This is a genomic window from Arthrobacter sp. cf158 (assembly GCF_900106835.1).
Taxonomy (GTDB): Bacteria; Actinomycetota; Actinomycetes; order Actinomycetales; family Micrococcaceae; genus Arthrobacter.
In genome coordinates this window covers 208971-229860 of record NZ_FNNR01000006.1, presented here as the reverse complement: position 1 = coordinate 229860, position 20890 = coordinate 208971, and the positions used below count along the sequence as shown (strand labels likewise).

Sequence of the window (20890 nt, the reverse complement as noted above, 5' to 3'; positions counted from 1 at the left end):
CCATGGACTCCATCCTCATCCCGCTCCTGATCCTCATTGCGGTCATAGCGGGCGTGCTCCTGCTTATTCGCTCGTTCACCAAGCGCACGGCTGAAACCAAGGCCGGCTTCGCGGCGGCGAATGCTCCCAAGGATCCCGTAGAACTGGCCAGGGAATCCGCGGCCAAGCTCAATCAGGAACAGCACCGCCAGCTCTACTCGCTGATCGCCAGGGGGCAGGGAATGGCTGCCATCAAGCTCTATTTGCAGGCCACAGGCGAAGGACTGCGCGCGTCACGTGACGCCGTGGGTGCACTCGCCGCGCACCCTCAGCCGTTCATGCCGGAAGCGCCTTCCAAAGATCTGTTGGCGGACGATGACGACGAACCCGAACGCTTCCCCTACCGGTACCGGGCGATTGTCAGCAAGGGCGACGTGACGCGGGAAGTGAGCAGCAACATGCTCAATGATGAGATTTACGGACGGATCCGGACACTGGCAAAGAGTGGCGATGTTGAGGGCGCGGCCGCGGCGTTGACGCGCCACTCTGACATCACCATCAAGCAAGCCCGCGAGTTCATTGAACTACTGGACGACTAAAGCGTCCTAGAAGTCGAACAGGTCACCCAGGAAGCCTTCCTTCTTCTTGCGCTTCCGGCCGTACTCGTCGCGGCGATCATAGTCACCCCTGCGGTCGTAATCCCTACGGTCATAGTCACCGCGGCCATCGCGCCGGTCCCGGTCGTCATAACGCGGTTGCTGCGGACGGGACTCGAAAGGGTTGTAGAGCGGCGGTGGGGCGATTGGCGGCTGTGCTGGTGCAGCGGCAGGCCGGACAGGGGCTGGCACAGATTCGGCCGCTACGCGGTCAATGATCTTGTCCAACTCACCGCGATCCAGCCACACCCCCCTGCATTGCGGGCAATAATCGATCTCCACGCCGCTACGTTCGCTCATCACCAGGTCAATGGAATCCACAGGACACTTCATGCTTGCCCCAACGATCGAACCCGTGAATAAGTTCGAGCCGGCCGCGCACTCATTCGAAGCAATCACACGGGGCGCGGGCATACTGAACGGATGATCCACCCGGATGTAGCCGAGGCCCACCGACTCATGGAACTGCTGAGCATGGGGTACTGTCCACCCTGCCCGGAAGCAGAGAACGCCGAATATGGTGCCGCCGTGTCCACCTGCGGAGAGGCACTGGTCCGTTTCCGCGTCGGCAAGCTTACGCCCAACAAGGTGGGCCTCTTCGTTGCGGTGTGGCAGCGTTCAATCGACGGCGGTACAGAACCCTTCCCGGCCGACCACCCGTCCGCCAATGACGCTGACGCACTGGTGGTTTCGGTCAGGGAGGGCGGAAACTCCGGTCACTTTGCCTTCCCCAAGGCGGCTTTGCTTAAGCACGGGATCGTCTCCGTCCAGGGCAAAGGCGGGAAGCGCGGATTCCGCGTTTATCCCCCATGGTCCGCCACGTCGAATCGACAGGCCCGGGCTACTCAGGAGTGGCAGAGCGGGTTCTTCCGGAACTGGACCGGGAAGGATCTACCTGCCGGCTGAGATTCCGGCCAGCAGCTGCTCGAAGGGCAGCGATTCCAGTGCGTCGCTCTTGCGGTTCGGCTGGGTACCACTCAACAACTGCACGAGTTCACCCGCAGCCCGGTCCACGCGCGCCGAGAGCGGCGAGCCGCCGTCGTCGGTGTTTCCCCAATCCTGGGGCCCCGCGAAGACGCCCGTAGCGGCAATCCGGGTGCGGAGGTAGCTGAACAGGGGCCGCATGGCGTAGTCCAGCACCATCTGGTGGCGGTCAGTACCGCCGGTGGCCCCCAGCAGAACTGCCTTGCCGTCCAGTGACTTGGGGTCCAGGACGTCAATAAATGACTTGAAGAGGCCGCTGTAGGACGCACTGAAGACGGGGCTGACCGCGATGATGGCGTCGGAATCCTCTACGCCGGCAATCACTTCTGCGAGGCGCGGCGCGGCGTAGCCGGTGACAAAATTATTCGCGATATCCACGGCAAGGTCGCGCAATTCGACAACGTCGATCTTCGCTTCATAGCCTGCCGCGTGCAGTTGCCGCCTCGCGGAAGCGGCCAGCTGGTCGGCCAGCAGGCGGCTCGACGACGGGACACCGAGTCCGGCGGAAAGTACGGTGATGCGGCGGGTTTCCATGGCATTCTCCTGTTGCTCGTTCATCCAGCCTACATGCATTTGCATCTAAATCAGTGAACAGGAAGGGCGATGGAAGTATTCCCGACGAGCCTCAGCGCGCTTGGACTTGCCTCAGGAACTCCACCGTCGCCGTTGAAATCTGCGCCTGCGCTGCCTGGCGGGTGACCGTCGGCTCGTGGTCGCCAGGCTGCGGACCATAGCTTCCAAAGAAGGCGTGGTTGCCACCCTGAACAGCGAAGAAGGTAGCGTCGGCGGGGAGTAACTCCTTGGAGGCGTCAATCTTCGCTGGCGTACTGAGGCCATCCTCGGTGCCGGAGATGGACAGAACCTGTAGTCCGGCGCGTTCCCGCAGGGAGTCCAATGGGTATGAGGCATAGAGCAGCAAGCCACTCACCTCCAGATTGCTCAACGCAAAGGAACTGGCACTGACGCCGCCCAGCGAGTGGCCACCCACGGTCCACGTTGTGACGCCAGGATGCTCTTCCATGGCGGCGCGGGCCTGGTTTCCGTCCAGCAGGCTGAGATTCAGAGGCGTCTTCAGGATGACCACCAGGAATCCCGCATCGACCGCCGGCTTGAGAATGTCCGCATACGCCCGGGCTTCAACGCGGGCGCCCGGATAGAAAACCAGGCCCTGGGTAACGGCAGAGCCCGCCGGAGACATGGTGATGGCAGTTGCGGACTCCGTCACGGACACCTCCGGTGCCGTTGCCACCGCAGCGCTGCCGGCTTGGTATGCGAACGGATTCAGCCACGCCAGCATGGCCACCAGCGCAAGGACGGCCACCCTGCCAACCCACGCCCCTACAGCACGCACAGTGGACCGCCTCCGGAGTTCGCGCCGGCCTCGCCAGAGCATGAAACCCCACAAGATTCCTACGACGGCGGCCACCGCCAGGAGCGCTGGCAGCAGCGGATGCCCACGCAGGACGGCCGGGTTGCCGATCAGCATCCACGCCGGCACGACGATCAAGGCCGCAGCGGTCACGGCGGAGGCCCAGTAGAGAACCGGCCTGCGGGTGCCGGGTTGTGCTTTGGGGGATGACGACATGACTCAAGAATAGTTCCATCATGGAGATATATTGAACTCAGCACGATCGGGGAAGCCTCCAATCATACGGATTTACTGACTTCTCGCCGCGTGGGCTGACAGGAAGTCAAAAGTCTTGTCCCGGGTGTCCCGTGCCTCAGCGAAGTTGAGGTGGAACTGGTATTCATGCGGCAGCTCAGGCTGATGATCTGCCGCCCAGAACAGCTCGGTCACTGGAACGCCGGCTGCCTTCAAACGGTTGCTGTACGGCACGGACTGAAGCCAGGTGAGGCCGTCACCGTTGCCCCCGCTGATCAATGTGGGCGGAAAGTCGCCGGTCACAAAGTCAATGGTGGACATGGTGGCACCGGCATACGTGGCGGACCAGTCCTTGGTGCCCGTATACGCCCACAGTGAGGTCTTGAAGCCCCAAGCAACAATGCCATTGAGGTCCGCCATGGCTTTGAGGTCATAAACACCGCAATGCAGAATAGTGGCCGCCAGATCAGACTTCTGAAGCGCGGGTTCGATTCCCATCAGCTTGGCGTACTCGGGATTCACCGTCAGCGTGGTCATCTGGCTTGCCAGCTGCGCTCCAGCAGAGTCGCCAGCCAGGACAATCCGGCCGGCGTCCACGTTCAACTCAGCCGCATGCGACGTGATGTACGCGAGGGCTTCATTGATGTCCTTTACGGCAGTGGGGTACGTGGCCTCGGGGGCGATCGGATAGCTCAGGCCAATGGTGGTGTAGCCCTCGGCAGCGAGAATCCGAAGGTACGGGTCCACGTCGCGCTGAGCACCTGAGATCCACGCGCCACCATGGATCCACACCACAGTGGGAAGCGGCGTGGTGGTTCCTTCCGGGCTGAAGACGTCAAACGTCGATCCAGGCTTGTAGACCACCCCCGGCCTGGAATCCAGCGGCGTATCGGGGATATACGGCGTCATCTCATCGATGGTGGACTGCGCGCCACGCTCAAAAACGCTGCGAATGAGCATCGCCGAAGGCCATGGAGTCGCGGACAGTGCAAGGAGGATGATCAGCACCAGCAAGATCGCCAGTTCAAGCTTTCTCAGCCGCCACGTCCGTTTCCGCGGAACCCTGGGGCGTGTTGCGGTCCCCGTTAATTCACTGTGCCTCGCGCTGGCTTGGATCGATTCCAACGGCCCCATCACACACTCCCCCAGTCGGTGTACCTGTGGAACATGCTAAGGCGGATCGGCCGCCCAACGAAGAACCGCCCCGTCACGTCACCCGGCGCCCCCGCAGCGGCCGTGCCGCCGAAAGCAGGACCCCTTCACCGCCGTCGAACGTTACTGTGTGAAAACCGGGACCGCGCCCAACTTCCCGGAACCCCCACTTCCGGTGCAAGGCGAGCGACGCCTGGTTCCGAGCGTTAACCACGTACCAAGCGTCATCCGCCCGCTCCCAGATCCATTGCAGTCGCGCCTCGGTCAGCTCGCTCGCCAACCCGCGGCGCCTGAAGGCCGGCAGTACGGTGATGCCAGCCAGATAGTGACCGGCCGGAGCTGCGCCATCGGCAAAATCCCACCAATGCGTTTTGGCCCATGCCACGACGGCGTGCGCGCCGTCCGCCGTCGTGCCCGGTGGCATCTCTGCCACCAGGAGGAGACACGCTGCGTCGGCCACCGCAGCTTTCATGCTCGCGGCAAGGCCGCGCGTGTTTCCGACGTCAGCCCTGCCAGCAGCGATGTCAACGGCCACGATTGCGGGCACGTCGGATTCCTTGGCCGGCCTGATCATTGGGGTCATGTTGTCAGTCTAGATTTGGGATCGGCCCGCATCAGCGCAAAAAAACTCTGGCTCCGGCGGTCGTTTTTGGACCAGAGTGTGAGTGATGGACTTACATAAGCCACAGTGGGAGTGTTCGCCAAAAACCCCACCGCAGAAGCACGCACGGAAGAAGGCCATGACACACCAAAGAATTGCCCCGCTGGACGGCGTTCGGGTTCTGGAGCTAGGCAACTACATCGCAGCGCCTACCGCCGGCCGGCTTCTGGCGGACTTCGGCGCAGAGGTCATCAAGGTGGAGCGGCCAGGAACCGGCGACGAAGTGCGGAACTGGCGGCTGCACAAGGGCACCACGTCCATGCTCTACCGCACGCTCAACCGGAACAAGAAGTCCGTGGTCCTGGATCTCCGCACGGATGCCGGGAAGAAGGCGGTACTGGAACTCGTGGGCAAGTGCGACATCCTGTTGGAAAACTTCCGCCCCGGCACCCTGGAAAAGTGGGGCCTCGGCCCCGAAGTCCTCAACGAAGCGAACCCCGATCTCATCGTCACACGCATCTCAGCCTTCGGGCAGACGGGCCCGCTGGCCGAGCGGCCGGGCTTCGCCGCCGTGGCCGAAGCGTACGGAGGGTTCCGCAACCTGGTGGGCGACCCGGACCGCGCACCTGTGCGGGTGGGCGTCTCCATCGGAGACTCGATTGCGGGCCTGTACGCCGCTTTCGGTTCCATGATGAGCCTGTATCAGCGTGAAGCACGACGCCGGGACTCGGCCGGCGCTGTTCCGCTCACCGAGCGCATCATCGACGTCGCGCTGAACGAGGCCATGTTCTCCATGATGGAATCGCTGATCCCGGACTACCAGGCCTACGGAGTGGACCGCCAACGGGTTGGCGGCCGGATGGAAGGGATAGCTCCGTCCAATGCCTACGTGTGCAAGGACGGCGCGAGCATTGTGGTGGCCGGCAACGGCGACTCCATCTTCCAGCGCTACATGCAGACCGTTGGGCGCCCAGACCTTGCAGAGGACCCCGGGTTGCAGTCCAACGCAGGACGTTGGGCCAAACGCGAAGAGCTCGACCGCGCCATCGGCGAGTGGACTGCGACGTTGAATGCTCCTGAAGCCTTGGCCGTCCTGGAGGCCGCCGGCGTACCCGCAGGACCCATCTACACCGCTGCGGACATCAGCGTGGACGCCCAGTACGCCGCCCGCAACATGATCCAGAAATTCGACGTTTCCACCGGCGAGGACGTCATCCCCGGAGTGGGATTCCCGGGCATCGTCCCGGTCATCGGCGGCCAGTCCCTGCCCATCCGAAACCTCGGACCGGACTTGGGTGAAGACACCCAGGAAGTACTAGGCGGCCTCCTGAACATGGACGCCGCCCAGATCAGTGCGGCCTCCGGTCGCGAGGAGGCTGACCGATCATGAACCGCTACGAAAGTCCCCTTGCCGAGAACCTGGGCAGCGTCCTCCTTCGGGACGTCACCCTGCGAGACGGTCTCCAGCTCACGGGCAAGCTGCTGCCCACGGAACAGAAGATCGAAACCGTGCGGGAGCTGCTTCGCCTGGGGGTGCCCGCAATCGAGCTAGGCTCCATGGCGCGCGCCGATCTGGTTCCCACCATGGCCAACACGCTCGACGTTGTTCGGGCCCTCACTCCCGAGGAACTGGAAAAGTGCTGGATTTGGGTGGCAACACCCGGACACGTTGCCAAGGCGTCCGCCGTCGGAGCGCGGAATTTTCAGTACTGCTTGTCGGCCTCGGATTCCCATAATAAGGCGAATATCGGCCGGACCACGGACGAAAGCCTGGCCGCGTTGCCCGAGGCCGTGGAGTATGCACGGGCAGTTGATGGCCAGATCCAGTTGTGCATCGCAACGTCCTTCACCTGCCCGTTTGAAGGCTATGTGCCTGAAGAGCGCATACTCGCCATCGCCAACGACCCCCGCGCCAACGGCACCACGGACATCGTCATCTGCGACACCTTGGGACAGGCCGTTCCGGCACAGGTGGCCCGCCTGATAACACGTGTGCGGGACGAGTCCCCAGCCCGGCGGATCGTCTACCACGGCCATGACACCTGGGGTTTGGGCGTTGCCAACACCCTTGCGGCGATCCAAGCGGGCGCGGCCATGGTGGACGGGGCACTCGGTGGCCTGGGTGGTTGCCCCTTCGCTCCCGGCGCCAGCGGCAACACCTCCAGCGAGGACATCCTGTTTGCCACGCGCCCGGAATGGCTGACGCCGGACACGTTCGGGGAACTGGTGGTGCTGTCAGAAAAGTTGATCGCCGAGCTCGGCGAACCCAACCGCTCCAAGGCCGCCCAAGGTGCCCGCTCCAAGGCAGAAGCCTTTGATTGGGTTATTCCATCCGCTCAGCCTTCCGGCACAGGAGGCAATTAGGCACGGGAAATCACGGCCTGGTCACCCTGCCCGCCCAGCTCCACCGGCTGCCATCAGTTCCAAGCGCTTCAGGGTCTCCCGGTTTCGGACACCGATCACGGGATCCCGCAGCGCTTTTGGCACCAGCTTGCCGGGGCCCTTGACGGCGTCCTCGCCGATACTCACGCGGCATCGGGTGCTTCCAAGGTCTTCCAGTGTGATCAGCACCTTGGCCTCGCCCATGGGCCAGCCTCTGGCGAGGAGTTCCAGCTTCCGGCCGGTTTCCATGGCTGTCACGCTGGTGCTGTCATTGATCAACAGCGGCCAGGCTCCCACGGAGTGGTGCAACGTGGAACCGATGTGTGGCCAGTGATCATCCACCGCGCGGATCCTGGAGGCGCCCACCACCCAACCGGAGTACAGCCAACCGTCAGCGATCACTTTCCAAACGTGGGCCGCCGGAGCGTCGAATACCTGGGTCACTGTGGACATGTGGTCCCTTTCTGACGCGGATGGCCGCGGCGATGACCCTAAGCTAAGCATGCTTATTGTTCACTCGCCATAGGCTTCACCTCAGGGGTTGGGCTTACTGGCCTTGCCGTCCAACCAGAGAGTGTCCGACTCGTCCCGGTGTGTTCCGTCCGACCCCACGTGCTTGCTGTCGATCTGTGGCCCCTTCTTGATGACGTGTACCAAAGCCATCCCATGACCGCGGCCAAGATCGTAATCCGTCTTGAGCCACTCCAGGATGGCTCCGGCCTTGACGGCAGGGTCCTTGAAACCCTTGCTTTCGGCGATCTCCACGAGTTGCCGCGGAGTGAGTCCGGTCTTGTCTTCAATGGCGTCGAGGTAGGCCTGGAACGACATCATCTCGCCTTTCGTCTTTGACTGCTTGCCGGAGGGAATCCCAGCTATCCGTGACTTTACGTGATGGTGCCGACATCCAAAACGGTTGCCACCTACACTGATCGCATGATGGGCCGGAAGGTGACGACGGGACGGTGGCGCTCCATTCCGGCGTGCACGACGGTCCTGGCGGCAACGCTGCTCACGGCCGCCTGTGATCGGTCAGGTGCCGGCGCAGCCACAACCAGTGCGGAACCGCCGCCCATCACCATCGAGGTCAACCAGTCCCGGGACCAATACGGCAAACAAGCCATCCTGATACAACTCACCAACACCACCGATGCAGAACTGACCGTCACCGGAGCCCGGCTGACCTCACCACTGTTCAGCGGCGACATTTCGTGGGAGCAGACGGAAGCTCTGAAACTCCCACCCCGCCAGCCCAAGAGCCTCCCGGCCCGCTTGCCGGCCCCAGCGTGTCATGCATCAACCGATGCCGCAGAAGGGCCCAGTGCCACAGTCCGCTTCACCGAGCCGGGCAAGGAGTCCACTGAGGCGACCACCGGCGCTGATGATCCCTTCGGGGTCCTGGCCAGAAACTCTGGCGAGCTGTGCCTCTCGGCAGACGTTGCCGCCGTCGCCACCATGGCCCTAGACCCCACTCTTGAGGTGGCACCCGACGCCCGCACCGCCGTCGTGCGTCTGGTCATTTCGCCGTCTCCGACCGGTGCGACGACGACGGCGGGCTTCAGTGTTGAGTCGATCGACCAAACAACGCTCCTGGCGGAGACCCCCACCGATCCCTGGCCAAGGGACATTGAGGTTACATCGGGCGGAAGCGGACGCGAGCTGGCTCTGCGGATCCGTCCCGCGCGGTGTGATCCGCACGCCGTGGCCGAGGACAAGGTGGGAACGCTTCTGCCTTTACGAATAAAGATGGGCGAACGGCAGGGTTTGGTAAAGATCCCCGCCCCGAACCAACTACGGGGACTTATTTACGACTTCGTCACTGCGGCGTGCGCCAAGCAGTAACCGTTCAGTCGTCAAAGTGGGCAGCCGGTTGCTGCTGTCCGGAAACTCGCGAAACCATCTCCAAAGCCACTGCGTAGAGCTTCTGGTTCCTGTCACTGGAGGCCCGGCGAAGGACGTCGAACGCTTCGGCTTGGCTGCAACGGTTCTGGGCCATGATCATGCCGCAGGCCAGATCAATCACAGTCCTGCTCTCCATTGCCGCCTTGAGGTCATCGCCGCGTTGGTCCGACGCTGCCAGCCTGATGGCAAGGCGCATGGCTTTGCTCGCCATTTCAACAAACAGCACGGCATCGCCAACCACGCCTTCGGTGAACAGGCCTGGCTGCGGCGCGAAGAAATTCAGAACTGCCGCAGAATCGTCCGGCAAGGTCATGGGAACACCCAAGGCACTGTAGATACCCTCGGCAATAAGCGCCTTGGAATACCGCGGCCAGCGCGGGTCCGAATGGACGTCGCCAAGCAACACCGGCACGCCACTGTCCAGGGCCTGCACGCAGGGACCTTCACCCAACGCCTGCTCAATCCGGTCCCACACCACGGCCCGTTCGCTGCTGCCCCCGATCGTGGCGGTGCGCTTGCGTCGACGCAAAGTCACCGCACACTCGATGTGAGCCTTGGTGGCCCGGCTGACCGTGCCCGCAGCGAAATGCGTCAAGCCATCCAAGAAGGCCTTGACGTCCTCCGTACCACCTATGAGGTCAACGAGCTGCTCAAAGTCTTCCGCCCATTCTTCGGCCACCATGACGACCAATCTAGAAGAACCAGCAGCGGGCCACAACTACCCCAGGATTGCCAGTGCCGATGGGGCGCTTTCCACCCTGACCTTGACGTCGGCTTCGACGCTCTTTACCTCACCATCGATCTGGTACGGCAGCGGCTTGAGGGTAGTAAATTCGTAGCTCTCCACACTGGGCTGGTCCCCCAAGCCCTGGGTGGTTGCCCGCAAGGCAGTGAGCAGTACACGCCACTTGGGCATGTGCGGGAAGACGATGACCTCGAACTTACCGTCCGAGGGAATGGTGTCTGCTTCACTCAAGGTGGCGTACTTGGCCATCTCATTAATGTTGGCGAACACAAGGCTGTCGAACTTGCGCCGCTTCCCATCGGACTGGCGGATGGCAAATGGCTTGAACTCGGAGAAAGTCTTGATCACCGTGACCATCTCCTTCAAGGCACCCTTGCTGCCTTTTTCGAGTTCCGTGGCCACCACCGGAGTGAGCCCAAACCCGATGTAGGAGTGGGCATACTCGTGGGGGTCGCCTTCCTTCTGGCCGGTGTGGATGCGCAGAAGGTCAATGTTGTGGACGCGGCCATCGGCGATTGCCTGTTCCAGCGGTTTGGTACCAATGATCCTGCTGTGGTCATTGGCATTACCCGCGGCCAGGACTGCACAGACGGCCTGTGGGTTGCCAGCCTGCATGACCCCGTTGACCACCTCGTTGTAACCACCGTCGCCGCTCACGGACACCACCAGGACATCCCCGCCCTTTGCCGCTGCTTCACGCGCCAGGTCAACGGCATGGCCCGCGTGCTCAGTGGGCTGCAGGGTGATCCGGGGCTGGTAAGTGAGAAGACCCTTCAGGTCATCATGCAGCTGCTGCGCCAGCTCAGGCGCATCACCGGTGCTGTTGGGATTAAAGATGATGACGATCGACTCAAAGGTCCGGGCAGAATCCATAACAAGCTCCTGGTCATTGCGAGGTCCCTTACAGGCGGTTGTTACCCCTCGGAAGTTCCCATACTATTCGCAAAGCCGTGGAGCCACGGATGGACCCGGGATGAGCCCCCGGGAAGGTCCTACCGCCGGGCTTCGATCAAATGCCGGGTTGAGTGAGCAACAAAAGGCCGGCCCGCCCTCATCTGCGCATCCAGTTCCCTGAGCTTGCCCCCATAGCGCTCGGCGGTGAAATCGGGTACCCACCACACGCATTTGCGCAAAATCCACACCACTGCACCGACGTCGAAAAATTCCATGCGGCACCGGGCGATCCGGAGATCCACTACGGTCAGGCCGGCTGCCTCCGCTGCGGCGGCCTCGGCTCGGGCGTCCCTGCCCTTGCGCTGTTCGGGCAGCGGGCCCAGGAAGTATTCAATGAGTTCAAAGGCGGAAGCCGCCCCAACGTGCTGGGCGAAGTAGTGGCCACCAGGAGCAAGGACCCGGTGGATCTCGTTCCAATCCGGACGGACGGGGTGCCGTGCTGTCACCAGCTCAAACGAGCCATCGGGAAACGGCAGGGCAGGTCCCTCGGTTTCAACGATGTCCACCCCTCGCGGGCCCAGTAAGTCCCGTGCGCGCCGGGCGTTTGGCGGCCATCCCTCCGTGGCAACCATGCGCCCGGGGAATGCGGTGGCTTCGGACAAAACTTCTCCGCCACCCGTATCAAGGTCCAGGGCGCTCCCGACTGTGGTGAGGCGGCTGGCCAACAACGTGGCGAACCCCCACGGAGGCCGCTCTTCCGCCGCCCGCCCCTCCAGCCAGTCGAATCCCCAACCGTTGACGTCGGCCTCCACAGCCTCGGCTACCAACGTCTCAAAATCACGCATCTGTCCGTCTTCCCTTCTAGCTTTCGCCGTGAACCGGCCACCGATCAATCTGGTCATGTGTTCCGCAGTGGCCAGCAAAGGCTCCACCCAAGACTCGCAGGTCTCCAGCGGCATGCGCAGGGTTGGGCCGCTGATGGTGACTGCTCCTACCAGGCCGGCTCCCCGCCGAGCCTGCGTGGAGTGGAACGATCTTTCCCAAATGCATTTCGCGGCGCAGTGCGTGGTGGGTATCTGCCATGGCCACGCACACCCGGTAATGCTGTTCGGCCTTGAAGAAGCACGCCGTCTCCCCCGTGGTGTCCCGCAGGGTCTTCAGCAGTGGGCCCATGATGTCCACAACCTCCATTCCACGCGTCGCAGGAGCGGCCCAGTACGCCATTCGCATGCCGATGTACTCGCGGATATCGCATGCTGACATAGGACTCACGCTAAACGCTGCGGCGGGGTGGCGCCAATCCCGCCGGTAGGGTTGCACCATGGGGACAGTTTTGGAGGCCGAAGGCCTGCTGGTGGGCTATGCCGGGGCTCCAGTGTGCGGCGAAGTTTCCGCGTCGGTGGAGGCCGGTGAAGTCCTGGGAATCGTCGGCGTCAACGGCGCAGGGAAATCCACGGTGGCCAGGACCATCGCGGGAAGGCAGGCCTCGCTGGCCGGAGACGTGAAAGTCCATGGCCTTCTGATCGATCCAGATGCCGTGCCGTGCCGCCGCCAGGTTTCTGCGGTGTTTGATGACGACCTCTTCTTCCCATCGCTCACGGTCAGGGAACATCTGCTCCTGATAGCCCGAGGGCACTCCCTCGATGATCCAGAGTCGCGCGTTGAAGAAGAGCTCGAATTCTTTGGACTGATGGGCAGGTCCCATGCAATCCCCGATGCTCTCTCTTCCGGACAGCGGCGCAGGCTGTTGCTCGCTGCGGGACTCATCCGGCCGTCGTCGTTACTGATCCTGGACGAGCCCGAACAGCGGCTCGATCCGCAGATGCGCGTTGCCCTCGGAGCTCGCATCGCTGAGCATGCCAAAAGCGGGGGTGCGGTGCTGCTGGTGACCCACGATCCGCAGCTGCTGCTCGCCACGGCGTCGTCGTGTTTGGTTATTGACGAAGAAGTGCAGGAGTTCGATCCCGGACAGGGGGCCTCGATCATTGCCGGCTCCTGACGTGCCAGTACTCGAAAACGCCCGCCAAGGCCGCCAACTGGCCACTGACATTGTTCGCTTCACCCGCCGATCTGCCCGGCGCTACCAGCGCAGCCGGATTTCGTGGGGTACGCGATTCGTCGATGCCTACAGCTGGGGGCTGGGCATCGCCGTGTCTCTGACCATCGCAGCCTCATTCGTGCTGGCTCTCCGCAACGAGATTGCCCTCCGGGCGTCGTCAGCCGGGAGCATCATCCAGGAACAATGGCTTGTGCTCCCGGAGCCCGTCCTGTGGACCAGCGTGACGTTCGCGGTCCTCCTGGTGATCAGCAACCTTGCCAGGAAGCTCGGCCCCATGACCGTGAATGGAGCCGAGGCCACCTGGTGGTTGACCCTTCCCGTCGATCGACGCCCCATGGTCCTGCCCACCTTCCTCCGAAAGCTGGCGATCACCACAGCTGGTGCGGCGGTCTTCTACCTCCCTTTCAGCTTGGTGACCGCCGTTGGGCGCGCTCCCGTGGAACATGTGCCCGCCGCCCTCACCTTCGGCGCCGGCGCCGCTTTGGCCGTAGTCCTGGCTGCCGTGCAGCAGTTGGGACTACTGGAGTCACGCCTGGGGAAGGCAATCACGACGGCGATTCTCCTCGGATGCTCACTCCTCACCGCGTTATGGCCGTCGCCGCTCCCGACAGCGGTGGCGATCGCTGCCGCCGTCGGACTCGTGGCGCTGGTGGTGCCTCGCGTCGGGATGGTACGTGGCGACGAACTGGTTAGAGGCGGCGCAGTGGCAGGGCACGCGGGTGCCTCCTTGTTCATGATGGACACCAATGAGGTGCTTCGCGCCCTCGGTGGCAGCCAGAAAAGGCTCGACGGCGGCAAGGCAGCCAGGTTCTACGCCCGGCCTGCGCACGGCCCGCTCACGGCGCTGATCCGTGCGGACGTGGTTGCCTTCCTCAGACTCAATCCGCCAATCCTGCCGCCGGTCCTGTGGATTGCAGCGTGCATCGCCATCCTCCTGGTGGACGGTGGCCTGCCCGAGTTCGCCCAGTTGGCGGTCATCATGATCGCCGGGTGCGCCACGTCTTCAGGCATGGGAACGGTCAGCCGAAAGACCGCCTTGGTTCCTGAACTCGACGCCCTGCTGCCGATTCACCCGGCGCTGGTACGCGGCAGCCGGACGCTCATGCCCTGTGCTGCGATGGCATTGTGGATGACCCTGCTCAGCGGACTTTTGGTCCTGCTCGGCGCCGCGAATCCAGCCCTGATGGGAGTCGGTGCGCTTGCTGGTGTGGGCATGGGCGCCGGTACCCTCCGGGCGGCCACAAGGACCGCGCCTGATTGGTCGGCGCCGCCGGTGGAAACACCGTTCGGTCCTGTCCCCCGGGCTCAACTGGGTTCACTGATGCGCGGACTGGACGTGACCATCCTGGCCATGGTTCCGCTGATGGTTGCCCTCTACCTTGGATACGTTCCGTGGTCAGTGGTGGCGGTGCAGGCGGTGTTCAGCGCCGGAATTTTCCTGGTGGTTGTGCTGACGCGGCCAAAGCGCGGCTGACGGCCCGGTTGGCCGATTAGAGCAGCACCGTGCCTTGGATGCACGTGGCGGATGCTCCGCCCACCCAGATCTCGCCATCCGCAGCCTGGACATGAATCCGCCCCGCTCGGCCCAGCACAGTGCCCTGCGCAGCGACGTACTCCTCAGGTGCCCTCCCGCTGCCGATCAGCCATTGAGCCGCACCCGCATTGAAACTGCCTGTCACCGGATCCTCCACCATGGCATCGCCAGGGATGAACGTGCGGACTTCAAAATCAACGCCGGCACCTGGCTGGTGCGGGCCGATCACGCCAACCTTGAGGTCACCCATCGCGACGATGTCCGGCTCTATGGCCAGCACTTCCTCCGCCGAGCTGAGCAGCACCCCGATCCATTCCGGACCATTAACCAACCACGAGGCGTCCCGCAGCGCATCCAATGGAAGCCCCAAACCGGCCGCGAGCTGTGCACGAACGTCGTCCCCTACGGGACCAAACCGGGTCAGTGGCGGTGCAGCGAAGGCCAAGCGACCGGCGTCGTGCTTCACCTTCACCAAACCCGCGCCGCACTCCTGAACCAGGACGCCTTCAGTCTTGGGCACTCCCCCTGCCTGGAGCCAGGTATGCGCAGAACCCAGTGTGGGGTGGCCCGCGAAGGGAAATTCCTCGCTGCCCGTGAAGATCCGCACTTTGTAGTCCGCCTCAGGATGCGTAGGAGGCAGGAGGAAGGTGGTCTCCGACAGGTTGGTCCAGTTGGCGAAGTGCTGCATACCCTCCGTACCGAGGCCTTCGGCATCGACGACGACGGCGAGCGGGTTGCCGAGATACGGCACCTCGGAGAAGACGTCGACCTGGTGGAACGGGCGGATGCGGAGCGCTACTGAAGTCACCGCTGCAGGCTATCACCGGACGCTGGCAGGGCCGCCCCGCGTCTGCGAAACTACCATCATGGCAGAGAACAAGACCCAACCTACACACGTCTCCGTGGAGGAGTTCCTGGCAGCTGTGGAGCATCCCGTGCGACGGGCGGACGGCTTTGAACTGCTGGACATGATGCGTGAACTCACGGGCCAGGAGGCGGTGATGTGGGGTCCAACCATCGTTGGATTCGGCAGCTATCACTACAAGTACGACAGTGGCCGCGAAGGTGACTCCGCTGCTATCGGCTTCTCACCGCGCAAAGCGAACCTGGTCCTGTACGGCGTGACGGAAGGCCCTGATGCCGACCGCCTGCTTCCCGAACTCGGCAAATACAAAACCAGCACCGCGTGCCTCTACATCAACAAGCTCGACGACGTGGACCGGGGTGTGCTCGCCGAGATGATCCGCAGTGGATACCACCACACCATGACGGAGATCCACACTCCCTGAAACCCTTGCCGATACGGCATTGTGGGAACAGAAAAGCCCCCACCACCGGAAACCGGCAGTGGGGGCCTTCTTGCAGTCAGAGACTACTTGCCAGCAACAACCTCGAGGTCGATGACAGCAGAAACATCCTCGTGCAGGCGAACGTTGGCCGTGTACGAACCGACAGACTTGATGTGGTTCGGCAGTTCAACGTTGCGCTTGTCGATGGCGCCGAGGCCAGCGGCCTCAACAGCAGCAGCGACGTCAGCAGGCTTGACGGTGCCGAAGAGACGACCGGACTCGCCGGCCTTCACCTCGAGCTTGACCTTCTTGGAGGACAGAGCCTGGGCCTGTGCCTGTGCAGCTTCAACAGAAGCGTGCGCACGAGCGGCGCGGGCAGCCTTGATGGACTCAACCTGCTTCTCGCCACCCTTGCTCCAGGTCAGAGCGAAGCCGCGGGGGAGCAGGAAGTTACGTGCGTAACCGTCCTTGACCTCCACAACGTCGCCAGCAGCACCGAGACCGGTTACTTCGTGGGTCAGAATGAGCTTTGCCATGTTAGTTAATCCCTTCCCTTAGCCGCGGCCAGCGCCGGAGTAAGGCAGCAGAGCAACTTCGCGGGCGTTCTTGATTGCCTGGGCGATCTTGCGCTGTTCCTGAACGGTAACGCCAGTAACGCGACGAGCGCGGATCTTTCCGCGGTCGGAGATGAACTTGCGCAGCAGTGCTACGTCCTTGTAGTCGATGACAGTGATGTCAGCGGCCTTCAAGGGGTTGGACTTTGGTTTGGGCTTACGGAGTTCAGCCTTAGCCATCGTGGAGCTCCTTTTCTATGGAGCCCGTGGATATTGATCCACGGGATGGTGGTGTTCGACGGCGGTTGTCACCACGGTGCCTTTCGGCAGTTTCGGTGAGCGTCCGGCGTCGGACTTTTATTTTTTGTTTAGAAGGGAGGTTCGGAATCCGGGCCGTTGCCCCAGCCGCCAGCATTGCTGACACCGGGAGTTGCCCAGGGGTCATCCTGCTGCTGTGCGGGCTGGTTGCCGCCCCAGGTTCCACCGGAGTTGCCGCCGCCCTGGTTTCCACCAGGAGCGCCACCTCCAAAGCCACCGGAATTACCGGCGTTACCGCCACCGAAGCCACCCTGGCCACCGCCGGAGCGCTGGGTACGGTTGACCTTGGCGTTTGCGTAACGCAGGCTGGGGCCGATTTCATCGACCTCAAGCTCGATTACGGTGCGCTTTTCGCCTTCTTTGGTTTCGTAAGAACGGCTCTTCAAACGGCCGGAGACGATGACGCGCATGCCCTTTGTGAGGGACTCGGCCACATTCTCGGCTGCTTCGCGCCATACCGATGCGCGGAGGAACAGGGTTTCCCCGTCCTTCCACTCATTGGACTGGCGGTCAAAGGTCCGGGGAGTAGAAGCGATGGTGAAGTTCGCTACTGCTGAGCCAGACGGGGTGAACCGCAGCTCGGGGTCATTGGTGAGATTACCGATGACCGTAATAGTGGTTTCGCCTGCCATCTACTGCCTCCTTGTTCGTTCCTGCGGGTTAAAGATCTGGAAGGGGCTGATTACTCAGCAACGACCTTCTGGTCTTCAGGGCGGATGATCTTGGTGCGCATGATCGTCTCGTTGAGAGACAGCTGGCGATCAAGTTCCTTGGCGGTAGCCGGTGCTGCGGTGAAGTTCACCACTGCGTAGATACCTTCGGACTTCTTCTTGATGTCGTATGCCAGACGGCGACGGCCCCAGATGTCAACCTTTTCGATGGTTCCACCATCGGTGGTGATGACATTGAGGAACTTCTGAAGCGACGACTCTACGGTACGCTCTTCGACCTCGGGGTCGATGATTACCATCAATTCGTAAGGACGCATATGTGAACCCACCTCCTTTGGGCTAAGCGGTTACGGTATTTCCGTAACAGGAGGTTCATTTGCGATGCTGTGGCTCGCTCCCCCGCCGAAGACTCGGAAGGAGGGCGCAACACAGACTTCAATATCTTAGTGCATCTCCTGCACCCAAAGCTATTCGAGGGTACCGATGGCTGGAACCGGCCAGGTTGGCTATGTGGATAACCCGGCGCAGGAGCACGGAATACTGGACTCATGACCGTCCTGAAGTCCATCGTTCTCTTCGTGTTGGCCGCCGTCGCAGAGATCGGTGGAGCCTGGTTGATCTGGCAGGCCGTCCGCGAGGGCAAGGCGTGGTGGTGGGCCGGGCTGGGAATCGTGGCGCTGGGGATTTACGGATTCTTTGCGGCCTTCCAGCCGGATGCGCACTTCGGGCGCGTACTCGCCGCCTACGGCGGGGTGTTCATCGCCGGTTCGCTGGCTTGGGGAATGCTGGTTGACGGCTTCCGCCCGGACCGCTGGGACGTGATCGGTGCTGCGATCTGCATCATTGGGGTGGGAGTCATCATGTTTGCGCCCAGGCCCGGCGCGTAGACCCGCACCCGGCACATGCGCCCGCGGCCCGACCGTGGATACGACGAAACCCCCGGAAGATGACCTTCCGGGGGTTCATTGTGCGCGGAGGGGGACTTGAACCCCCACCCCCTTTCGAGGACTAGCACCTCAAGCTAGCGCGTCTGCCATTCCGCCACCCGCGCAAGGTGATCAGGAGAAACAGTGTTTCGTTTTTCTCCTCGACAGCGACAAAGACACTAACACGAGGAACGGCATTCCGTGGATTCCTGTCAGATTGATGGCATCCCGTTAGGGTGGGGCCATGGATGCCACACCCCTGAATACCCTGGTTCTGACCGTCGTCTTCGCTGCGATTGCGCTCTATGCGCTGTATTTCGTGATCCGCGCCGGCGTTCGGGACGGGGTGCTCCAGGCCAAGGAACGCGAGGCCGCGAATGCGTCCTCAACTGAAGGCCCCAATGGCTAGGGTGGGCAGATGAAAGAGGTCAGAGTGAGGCGCTCCCGGCTGCGCTTCATCGTCATGGTGGTGGCAGCCGCTTCGGCAGTCATCGCCACGGGCTCCACCGGCAGTTGGGTGGACGCGCCAGCGGTCGGCTGGGCCACCGCTGCATTCATCTACGTCACCTGGGTTTGGCTGGTGATAGCCCGGATGGATCCCGGCCAAACCCAGCAGCACGCAACCTCGGAGGACCCATCCCGGGGAGTCACGGACCTTCTGATCCTGATCGCGAACCTTGCCAGCATCGCCGCCGCTGCCGCCGTGATCGTCAATTCGCACACCGAGGGGACGGACGCCCGCCTGTACTCCGCGGCCCTGGCCCTCGCCTGCGTGGCGTTGTCCTGGATGCTGGTTCAGACACTCTTCACCCTGCGGTACGCGGAGCTTTACTACAGTCCTGAGGCCGACGCCGGTGGTGAGGTGGGTGGCATCGGTTTCAACCAGGACCGCCCGCCCCAGTACACGGATTTTGCCTACCTCGCTACGAGCCTTGGCATGACCTATCAGGTATCGGACACCAACCTCGGCAATCATCGGATCCGAGCCGAGGCCCTGAAGCACAGTCTGCTGTCCTACTTGTTCGGCACTGTCATCCTTGCGGTCACCATCAACCTGGTCATCGGCCTCGCACAGTAAGCGCTGCGGAGCTGCGGTTAAAGCGAAACGGGACAGCCGCCGTCGAACTTTGACGGCAGCTGCCCCGCTACGTTGAGTGCGCTTACGACGCCGGACCGGAACCGATGGTGGCGCCTTCGGCTTCCGCAGTGGTTGCCTCGGGCGGGGTGGCACCACGTTTGCGGTAGCGGAACACGCCAATGGCCACCACGACAGCTGCCAAAGCAAGGGACAGGAACAGCGATTCACGAGTGGATTCGATGATGACCATCCCGATAATCAGCGCCACGATTGCACCGATCGCGATCCACGTGAGGTATGGGAAGAACCACATCTTGAGGTCGAGATCCTTGGCCGCAGCACCCATGCGTTGACGCAGGATCAGCTGGGACGTCGCAATGACCAGCCACACGAACAGTGCGATGGCGCCCGAGGTGTTCACAAGGAAAAGGAACACAGTGTCCGGGGCGATGTAGTTCAGGCCCACCGTGACGAAGCCAACCACGGTGGATGCGAGGACTGCTGCAGCCGGAACGCCGCGCTTGGAGATCTTCATCCACGACCTGGGAGCATCGCCGCGCTGCGAGAGCGAGAACAGCATGCGGCTGGCCGTGTAGAGCCCGGAGTTCAGGCAGGAGAGTACCGAGGTGAGGACAACGATGTCCATGATGGTGCCGGCGCCCGGAATTCCATAGAGCTCAATCACGGCAACATACGGGCTCTTGGCAACTGAGGCGTCGTTCCACGGCAGGAGCGTCACGACGATCGCGATGGATCCGATGTAGAAGATCAGGATGCGCCACACAGTGGACTTCACAGCCTTCTTGACGGCGTCCACGGGATTCTCCGATTCGCCGGCAGCGATGGTGGCGATTTCGGCGCCGAAGAAGGAGAAGACCACCACGAGGATGCCTGCCAGCACAGCACCGGGGCCGTTGGGCATGAAACCGCCCTGGTCCAGGAGATTGGCGACGCCTGGCGCGGAAACGCCCGGCATAAGGCCCAGGATCGCGGCGATGCCGGCCAGGAGGAAGATGACGATAGCAGCTACCTTGATGGACGCGAACCAGAACTCAAACTCGCCGTAGGACTTCACGGAGCCAAGGTTGGTCAGGGTCAGCAGGACCATGAGCACCAATGCCCAGATCCATTGATCGACGCCGGGAACCCAGCGGTGCATGATGGCGGCACCCGCCGTTGCCTCGATGCCGAGGACGATGATCCAGAACCAGGCATAGAGCCAGCCAATGCTGAACCCTGCCCAGCGGCCAAGGGCCTTGTCTGCGTAGGTGGAGAACGAGCCCGTCTCCGGGTTGGCGGCAGCCATCTCGCCAAGCATGCGCATGACGAGGATGACCACGAGGCCTGCAGCCAGGTAGGCCACGAGGATGCCCGGGCCGGCCTGCTGAATGGCAGCACCGGAGCCAACGAACAGGCCTGCTCCAATGACGCCCGCGATGGCGATCATGGAGAGGTGTCGTGGCTTCAGTGACTTTGAAAGCTGTTGGTCAGCGTGCATGAATCGGCGCCGTCCTTTAGGTTTGGGGTTGGCCACAGTGGTGTGCCACGGGCCACATGACTAATTCA

General features: G+C 62.6%; 28 protein-coding genes and 1 tRNA gene. 11 read left to right on the top strand and 18 right to left on the bottom strand.

Annotation, left to right across the window (positions count from 1 at the left end; all coding sequences use genetic code 11):
- The first annotated feature begins 2 nt into the window (after positions 1-2).
- Complete coding sequence (locus BLW08_RS13990) at positions 3-578, top strand: hypothetical protein (RefSeq protein WP_090822045.1); 576 nt, start codon at positions 3-5, stop codon at positions 576-578.
- Between the two features lie 6 nt (positions 579-584).
- On the opposite strand, the gene BLW08_RS13985 is transcribed toward BLW08_RS13990, so the two are convergent.
- Positions 585-968: a TFIIB-type zinc ribbon-containing protein gene (locus BLW08_RS13985; protein WP_091325806.1), complete on the bottom strand. Its 384-nt coding sequence runs from the start codon at positions 966-968 to the stop codon at positions 585-587.
- Between the two features lie 90 nt (positions 969-1058).
- Here BLW08_RS13985 and BLW08_RS13980 point away from each other — a divergent pair, with 90 nt between their 5' ends.
- Positions 1059-1541 carry a MepB family protein gene (locus BLW08_RS13980; protein ID WP_090822050.1) on the top strand — a complete coding sequence of 161 codons (483 nt, stop codon included), beginning with the start codon at positions 1059-1061 and terminating at the stop codon, positions 1539-1541.
- On the opposite strand, the gene BLW08_RS13975 is transcribed toward BLW08_RS13980, so the two are convergent.
- The 4 genes from BLW08_RS13975 to BLW08_RS13960 all read right to left on the bottom strand — a co-directional run bounded on the left by BLW08_RS13975 (position 1527) and on the right by BLW08_RS13960 (position 4957).
- A complete protein-coding gene (locus BLW08_RS13975) occupies positions 1527-2153 on the bottom strand; it encodes an FMN reductase (RefSeq protein ID WP_090822605.1) in 627 nt (208 codons plus the stop codon). The genes BLW08_RS13980 and BLW08_RS13975 overlap by 15 nt on opposite strands.
- Positions 2154-2244: 91 nt before the next feature.
- Positions 2245-3204: an alpha/beta hydrolase gene (locus tag BLW08_RS13970; RefSeq protein ID WP_091325803.1), complete on the bottom strand. Its 960-nt coding sequence runs from the start codon at positions 3202-3204 to the stop codon at positions 2245-2247.
- 72 nt (positions 3205-3276) lie between these two features.
- Positions 3277-4230, bottom strand: a complete 954-nt coding sequence (locus tag BLW08_RS13965; protein ID WP_254779883.1) for an alpha/beta hydrolase — start codon at positions 4228-4230, stop codon at positions 3277-3279.
- A 199-nt stretch (positions 4231-4429) separates the two neighbouring features.
- Positions 4430-4957 (bottom strand): GNAT family N-acetyltransferase, encoded by a 528-nt coding sequence (locus tag BLW08_RS13960; RefSeq protein WP_091325799.1) that lies wholly within the window; start codon positions 4955-4957, stop codon positions 4430-4432.
- A 157-nt stretch (positions 4958-5114) separates the two neighbouring features.
- Between BLW08_RS13960 and BLW08_RS13955 the strand changes: the two genes are divergently transcribed.
- Both BLW08_RS13955 and BLW08_RS13950 read left to right on the top strand, forming a co-directional pair.
- Positions 5115-6365, top strand: coding sequence for a CaiB/BaiF CoA transferase family protein (locus tag BLW08_RS13955; RefSeq protein WP_091325797.1), 1251 nt, complete (start codon positions 5115-5117; stop codon positions 6363-6365).
- Complete coding sequence (locus BLW08_RS13950) at positions 6362-7339, top strand: beta/alpha barrel domain-containing protein (protein WP_090822059.1); 978 nt, start codon at positions 6362-6364, stop codon at positions 7337-7339. Before BLW08_RS13955 ends, BLW08_RS13950 begins: the two co-directional genes overlap by 4 nt.
- A 21-nt stretch (positions 7340-7360) precedes the next feature.
- On the opposite strand, the gene BLW08_RS13945 is transcribed toward BLW08_RS13950, so the two are convergent.
- Together BLW08_RS13945 and BLW08_RS13940 are read right to left on the bottom strand one after the other, a co-directional pair.
- Positions 7361-7810: an SRPBCC family protein gene (locus BLW08_RS13945; protein WP_091325795.1), complete on the bottom strand. Its 450-nt coding sequence runs from the start codon at positions 7808-7810 to the stop codon at positions 7361-7363.
- An 81-nt stretch (positions 7811-7891) separates the two neighbouring features.
- The gene (locus BLW08_RS13940; protein WP_090822063.1) at positions 7892-8185 is read right to left on the bottom strand and encodes a DUF4287 domain-containing protein; all 294 of its coding nucleotides are present in this window, start codon (positions 8183-8185) and stop codon (positions 7892-7894) included.
- Between the two features lie 105 nt (positions 8186-8290).
- On the opposite strand from BLW08_RS13940, the gene BLW08_RS13935 reads away from it, so the two are divergent.
- Entirely contained in the window at positions 8291-9196 is a 906-nt protein-coding gene (locus BLW08_RS13935) for a hypothetical protein (protein WP_091326008.1), read from the top strand.
- Between the two features lie 4 nt (positions 9197-9200).
- Here the strand turns inward: BLW08_RS13935 and BLW08_RS13930 are convergent, their stop codons facing one another.
- From BLW08_RS13930 to BLW08_RS13915, 4 genes are all read right to left on the bottom strand, one after another.
- Positions 9201-9938: a GAF and ANTAR domain-containing protein gene (locus tag BLW08_RS13930; RefSeq protein WP_091325793.1), complete on the bottom strand. Its 738-nt coding sequence runs from the start codon at positions 9936-9938 to the stop codon at positions 9201-9203.
- A 36-nt stretch (positions 9939-9974) separates the two neighbouring features.
- Positions 9975-10874: a diacylglycerol/lipid kinase family protein gene (locus BLW08_RS13925; protein ID WP_091325791.1), complete on the bottom strand. Its 900-nt coding sequence runs from the start codon at positions 10872-10874 to the stop codon at positions 9975-9977.
- 119 nt (positions 10875-10993) lie between these two features.
- Positions 10994-11740, bottom strand: a complete 747-nt coding sequence (locus tag BLW08_RS13920) for a class I SAM-dependent methyltransferase (protein WP_091326006.1) — start codon at positions 11738-11740, stop codon at positions 10994-10996.
- A 16-nt stretch (positions 11741-11756) separates the two neighbouring features.
- On the bottom strand, positions 11757-12158 hold the full coding sequence (locus BLW08_RS13915; protein ID WP_254779863.1) for an IclR family transcriptional regulator: 402 nt from the start codon (positions 12156-12158) through the stop codon (positions 11757-11759).
- Between the two features lie 58 nt (positions 12159-12216).
- On the opposite strand from BLW08_RS13915, the gene BLW08_RS13910 reads away from it, so the two are divergent.
- Positions 12217-12894 carry an ABC transporter ATP-binding protein gene (locus BLW08_RS13910; protein WP_091325789.1) on the top strand — a complete coding sequence of 226 codons (678 nt, stop codon included), beginning with the start codon at positions 12217-12219 and terminating at the stop codon, positions 12892-12894.
- Between the two features lies 1 nt (position 12895).
- On the top strand, positions 12896-14428 hold the full coding sequence (locus BLW08_RS13905; RefSeq protein WP_091326004.1) for a DUF6297 family protein: 1533 nt from the start codon (positions 12896-12898) through the stop codon (positions 14426-14428).
- Between the two features lie 16 nt (positions 14429-14444).
- On the opposite strand, the gene BLW08_RS13900 is transcribed toward BLW08_RS13905, so the two are convergent.
- Positions 14445-15296: a PhzF family phenazine biosynthesis protein gene (locus BLW08_RS13900; RefSeq protein WP_091325787.1), complete on the bottom strand. Its 852-nt coding sequence runs from the start codon at positions 15294-15296 to the stop codon at positions 14445-14447.
- A gap of 58 nt (positions 15297-15354) precedes the next feature.
- Here BLW08_RS13900 and BLW08_RS13895 point away from each other — a divergent pair, with 58 nt between their 5' ends.
- Positions 15355-15777, top strand: coding sequence for a DUF1801 domain-containing protein (locus BLW08_RS13895; RefSeq protein ID WP_091325785.1), 423 nt, complete (start codon positions 15355-15357; stop codon positions 15775-15777).
- Positions 15778-15860: 83 nt separating this feature from the next.
- Here BLW08_RS13895 and rplI read toward each other — a convergent pair whose 3' ends face one another.
- The 4 genes from rplI to rpsF form a co-directional block, all read right to left on the bottom strand.
- Complete coding sequence (rplI, locus tag BLW08_RS13890; protein WP_090822075.1) at positions 15861-16313, bottom strand: 50S ribosomal protein L9; 453 nt, start codon at positions 16311-16313, stop codon at positions 15861-15863.
- Positions 16314-16331: 18 nt separating this feature from the next.
- Entirely contained in the window at positions 16332-16571 is a 240-nt protein-coding gene (gene rpsR / locus BLW08_RS13885; protein WP_003800144.1) for a 30S ribosomal protein S18, read from the bottom strand.
- 128 nt (positions 16572-16699) lie between these two features.
- The gene (locus BLW08_RS13880) at positions 16700-17281 is read right to left on the bottom strand and encodes a single-stranded DNA-binding protein (RefSeq protein WP_011776754.1); all 582 of its coding nucleotides are present in this window, start codon (positions 17279-17281) and stop codon (positions 16700-16702) included.
- 50 nt (positions 17282-17331) lie between these two features.
- Positions 17332-17637 carry a 30S ribosomal protein S6 gene (gene rpsF, locus BLW08_RS13875; protein ID WP_011776755.1) on the bottom strand — a complete coding sequence of 102 codons (306 nt, stop codon included), beginning with the start codon at positions 17635-17637 and terminating at the stop codon, positions 17332-17334.
- Between the two features lie 231 nt (positions 17638-17868).
- On the opposite strand from rpsF, the gene BLW08_RS13870 reads away from it, so the two are divergent.
- On the top strand, positions 17869-18207 hold the full coding sequence (locus BLW08_RS13870) for a YnfA family protein (RefSeq protein WP_090822079.1): 339 nt from the start codon (positions 17869-17871) through the stop codon (positions 18205-18207).
- A gap of 81 nt (positions 18208-18288) precedes the next feature.
- Here the strand turns inward: BLW08_RS13870 and BLW08_RS13865 are convergent.
- A tRNA-Leu gene (locus tag BLW08_RS13865) sits at positions 18289-18371 on the bottom strand.
- A 119-nt stretch (positions 18372-18490) separates the two neighbouring features.
- Between BLW08_RS13865 and BLW08_RS23890 the strand changes: the two genes are divergently transcribed.
- Positions 18491-18655 carry a hypothetical protein gene (locus BLW08_RS23890; protein WP_175538704.1) on the top strand — a complete coding sequence of 55 codons (165 nt, stop codon included), beginning with the start codon at positions 18491-18493 and terminating at the stop codon, positions 18653-18655.
- Positions 18656-18664: 9 nt separating this feature from the next.
- Positions 18665-19324, top strand: a complete 660-nt coding sequence (locus BLW08_RS13860) for a DUF1345 domain-containing protein (protein WP_254779862.1) — start codon at positions 18665-18667, stop codon at positions 19322-19324.
- A gap of 82 nt (positions 19325-19406) precedes the next feature.
- Here BLW08_RS13860 and BLW08_RS13855 read toward each other — a convergent pair whose 3' ends face one another.
- Positions 19407-20822 (bottom strand): amino acid permease, encoded by a 1416-nt coding sequence (locus BLW08_RS13855; protein WP_091325783.1) that lies wholly within the window; start codon positions 20820-20822, stop codon positions 19407-19409.
- Positions 20823-20890: the final 68 nt, after the last annotated feature.

Excerpts from the sequence above, each read along its gene's own strand:
- BLW08_RS13950 (WP_090822059.1), top strand. The coding sequence starts at position 6,362 with ATGAACCGCTACGAAAGTCCCCTTGCCGAGAACCTGGGCAGCGTCCTC.
- BLW08_RS23890 (WP_175538704.1), top strand. The coding sequence starts at position 18,491 with ATGGATGCCACACCCCTGAATACCCTGGTTCTGACCGTCGTCTTCGCT.
- BLW08_RS13925 (WP_091325791.1), bottom strand. The coding sequence starts at position 10,874 with ATGGATTCTGCCCGGACCTTTGAGTCGATCGTCATCATCTTTAATCCC.
- BLW08_RS13980 (WP_090822050.1), top strand. The coding sequence starts at position 1,059 with ATGATCCACCCGGATGTAGCCGAGGCCCACCGACTCATGGAACTGCTG.
- BLW08_RS13895 (WP_091325785.1), top strand. The coding sequence starts at position 15,355 with ATGGCAGAGAACAAGACCCAACCTACACACGTCTCCGTGGAGGAGTTC.
- BLW08_RS13955 (WP_091325797.1), top strand. The coding sequence starts at position 5,115 with ATGACACACCAAAGAATTGCCCCGCTGGACGGCGTTCGGGTTCTGGAG.
- rplI (WP_090822075.1), bottom strand. The coding sequence starts at position 16,313 with ATGGCAAAGCTCATTCTGACCCACGAAGTAACCGGTCTCGGTGCTGCT.
- rpsR (WP_003800144.1), bottom strand. The coding sequence starts at position 16,571 with ATGGCTAAGGCTGAACTCCGTAAGCCCAAACCAAAGTCCAACCCCTTG.
- BLW08_RS13945 (WP_091325795.1), bottom strand. The coding sequence starts at position 7,810 with ATGTCCACAGTGACCCAGGTATTCGACGCTCCGGCGGCCCACGTTTGG.
- BLW08_RS13960 (WP_091325799.1), bottom strand. The coding sequence starts at position 4,957 with ATGACCCCAATGATCAGGCCGGCCAAGGAATCCGACGTGCCCGCAATC.
- BLW08_RS13910 (WP_091325789.1), top strand. The coding sequence starts at position 12,217 with ATGGGGACAGTTTTGGAGGCCGAAGGCCTGCTGGTGGGCTATGCCGGG.
- BLW08_RS13880 (WP_011776754.1), bottom strand. The coding sequence starts at position 17,281 with ATGGCAGGCGAAACCACTATTACGGTCATCGGTAATCTCACCAATGAC.
- BLW08_RS13990 (WP_090822045.1), top strand. The coding sequence starts at position 3 with ATGGACTCCATCCTCATCCCGCTCCTGATCCTCATTGCGGTCATAGCG.
- BLW08_RS13930 (WP_091325793.1), bottom strand. The coding sequence starts at position 9,938 with ATGGTGGCCGAAGAATGGGCGGAAGACTTTGAGCAGCTCGTTGACCTC.
- BLW08_RS13975 (WP_090822605.1), bottom strand. The coding sequence starts at position 2,153 with ATGGAAACCCGCCGCATCACCGTACTTTCCGCCGGACTCGGTGTCCCG.
- BLW08_RS13970 (WP_091325803.1), bottom strand. The coding sequence starts at position 3,204 with ATGTCGTCATCCCCCAAAGCACAACCCGGCACCCGCAGGCCGGTTCTC.
- BLW08_RS13855 (WP_091325783.1), bottom strand. The coding sequence starts at position 20,822 with ATGCACGCTGACCAACAGCTTTCAAAGTCACTGAAGCCACGACACCTC.
- rpsF (WP_011776755.1), bottom strand. The coding sequence starts at position 17,637 with ATGCGTCCTTACGAATTGATGGTAATCATCGACCCCGAGGTCGAAGAG.
- BLW08_RS13860 (WP_254779862.1), top strand. The coding sequence starts at position 18,665 with ATGAAAGAGGTCAGAGTGAGGCGCTCCCGGCTGCGCTTCATCGTCATG.
- BLW08_RS13935 (WP_091326008.1), top strand. The coding sequence starts at position 8,291 with ATGATGGGCCGGAAGGTGACGACGGGACGGTGGCGCTCCATTCCGGCG.
- BLW08_RS13870 (WP_090822079.1), top strand. The coding sequence starts at position 17,869 with ATGACCGTCCTGAAGTCCATCGTTCTCTTCGTGTTGGCCGCCGTCGCA.
- BLW08_RS13920 (WP_091326006.1), bottom strand. The coding sequence starts at position 11,740 with ATGCGTGATTTTGAGACGTTGGTAGCCGAGGCTGTGGAGGCCGACGTC.
- BLW08_RS13915 (WP_254779863.1), bottom strand. The coding sequence starts at position 12,158 with ATGTCAGCATGCGATATCCGCGAGTACATCGGCATGCGAATGGCGTAC.
- BLW08_RS13985 (WP_091325806.1), bottom strand. The coding sequence starts at position 968 with ATGAAGTGTCCTGTGGATTCCATTGACCTGGTGATGAGCGAACGTAGC.
- BLW08_RS13940 (WP_090822063.1), bottom strand. The coding sequence starts at position 8,185 with ATGTCGTTCCAGGCCTACCTCGACGCCATTGAAGACAAGACCGGACTC.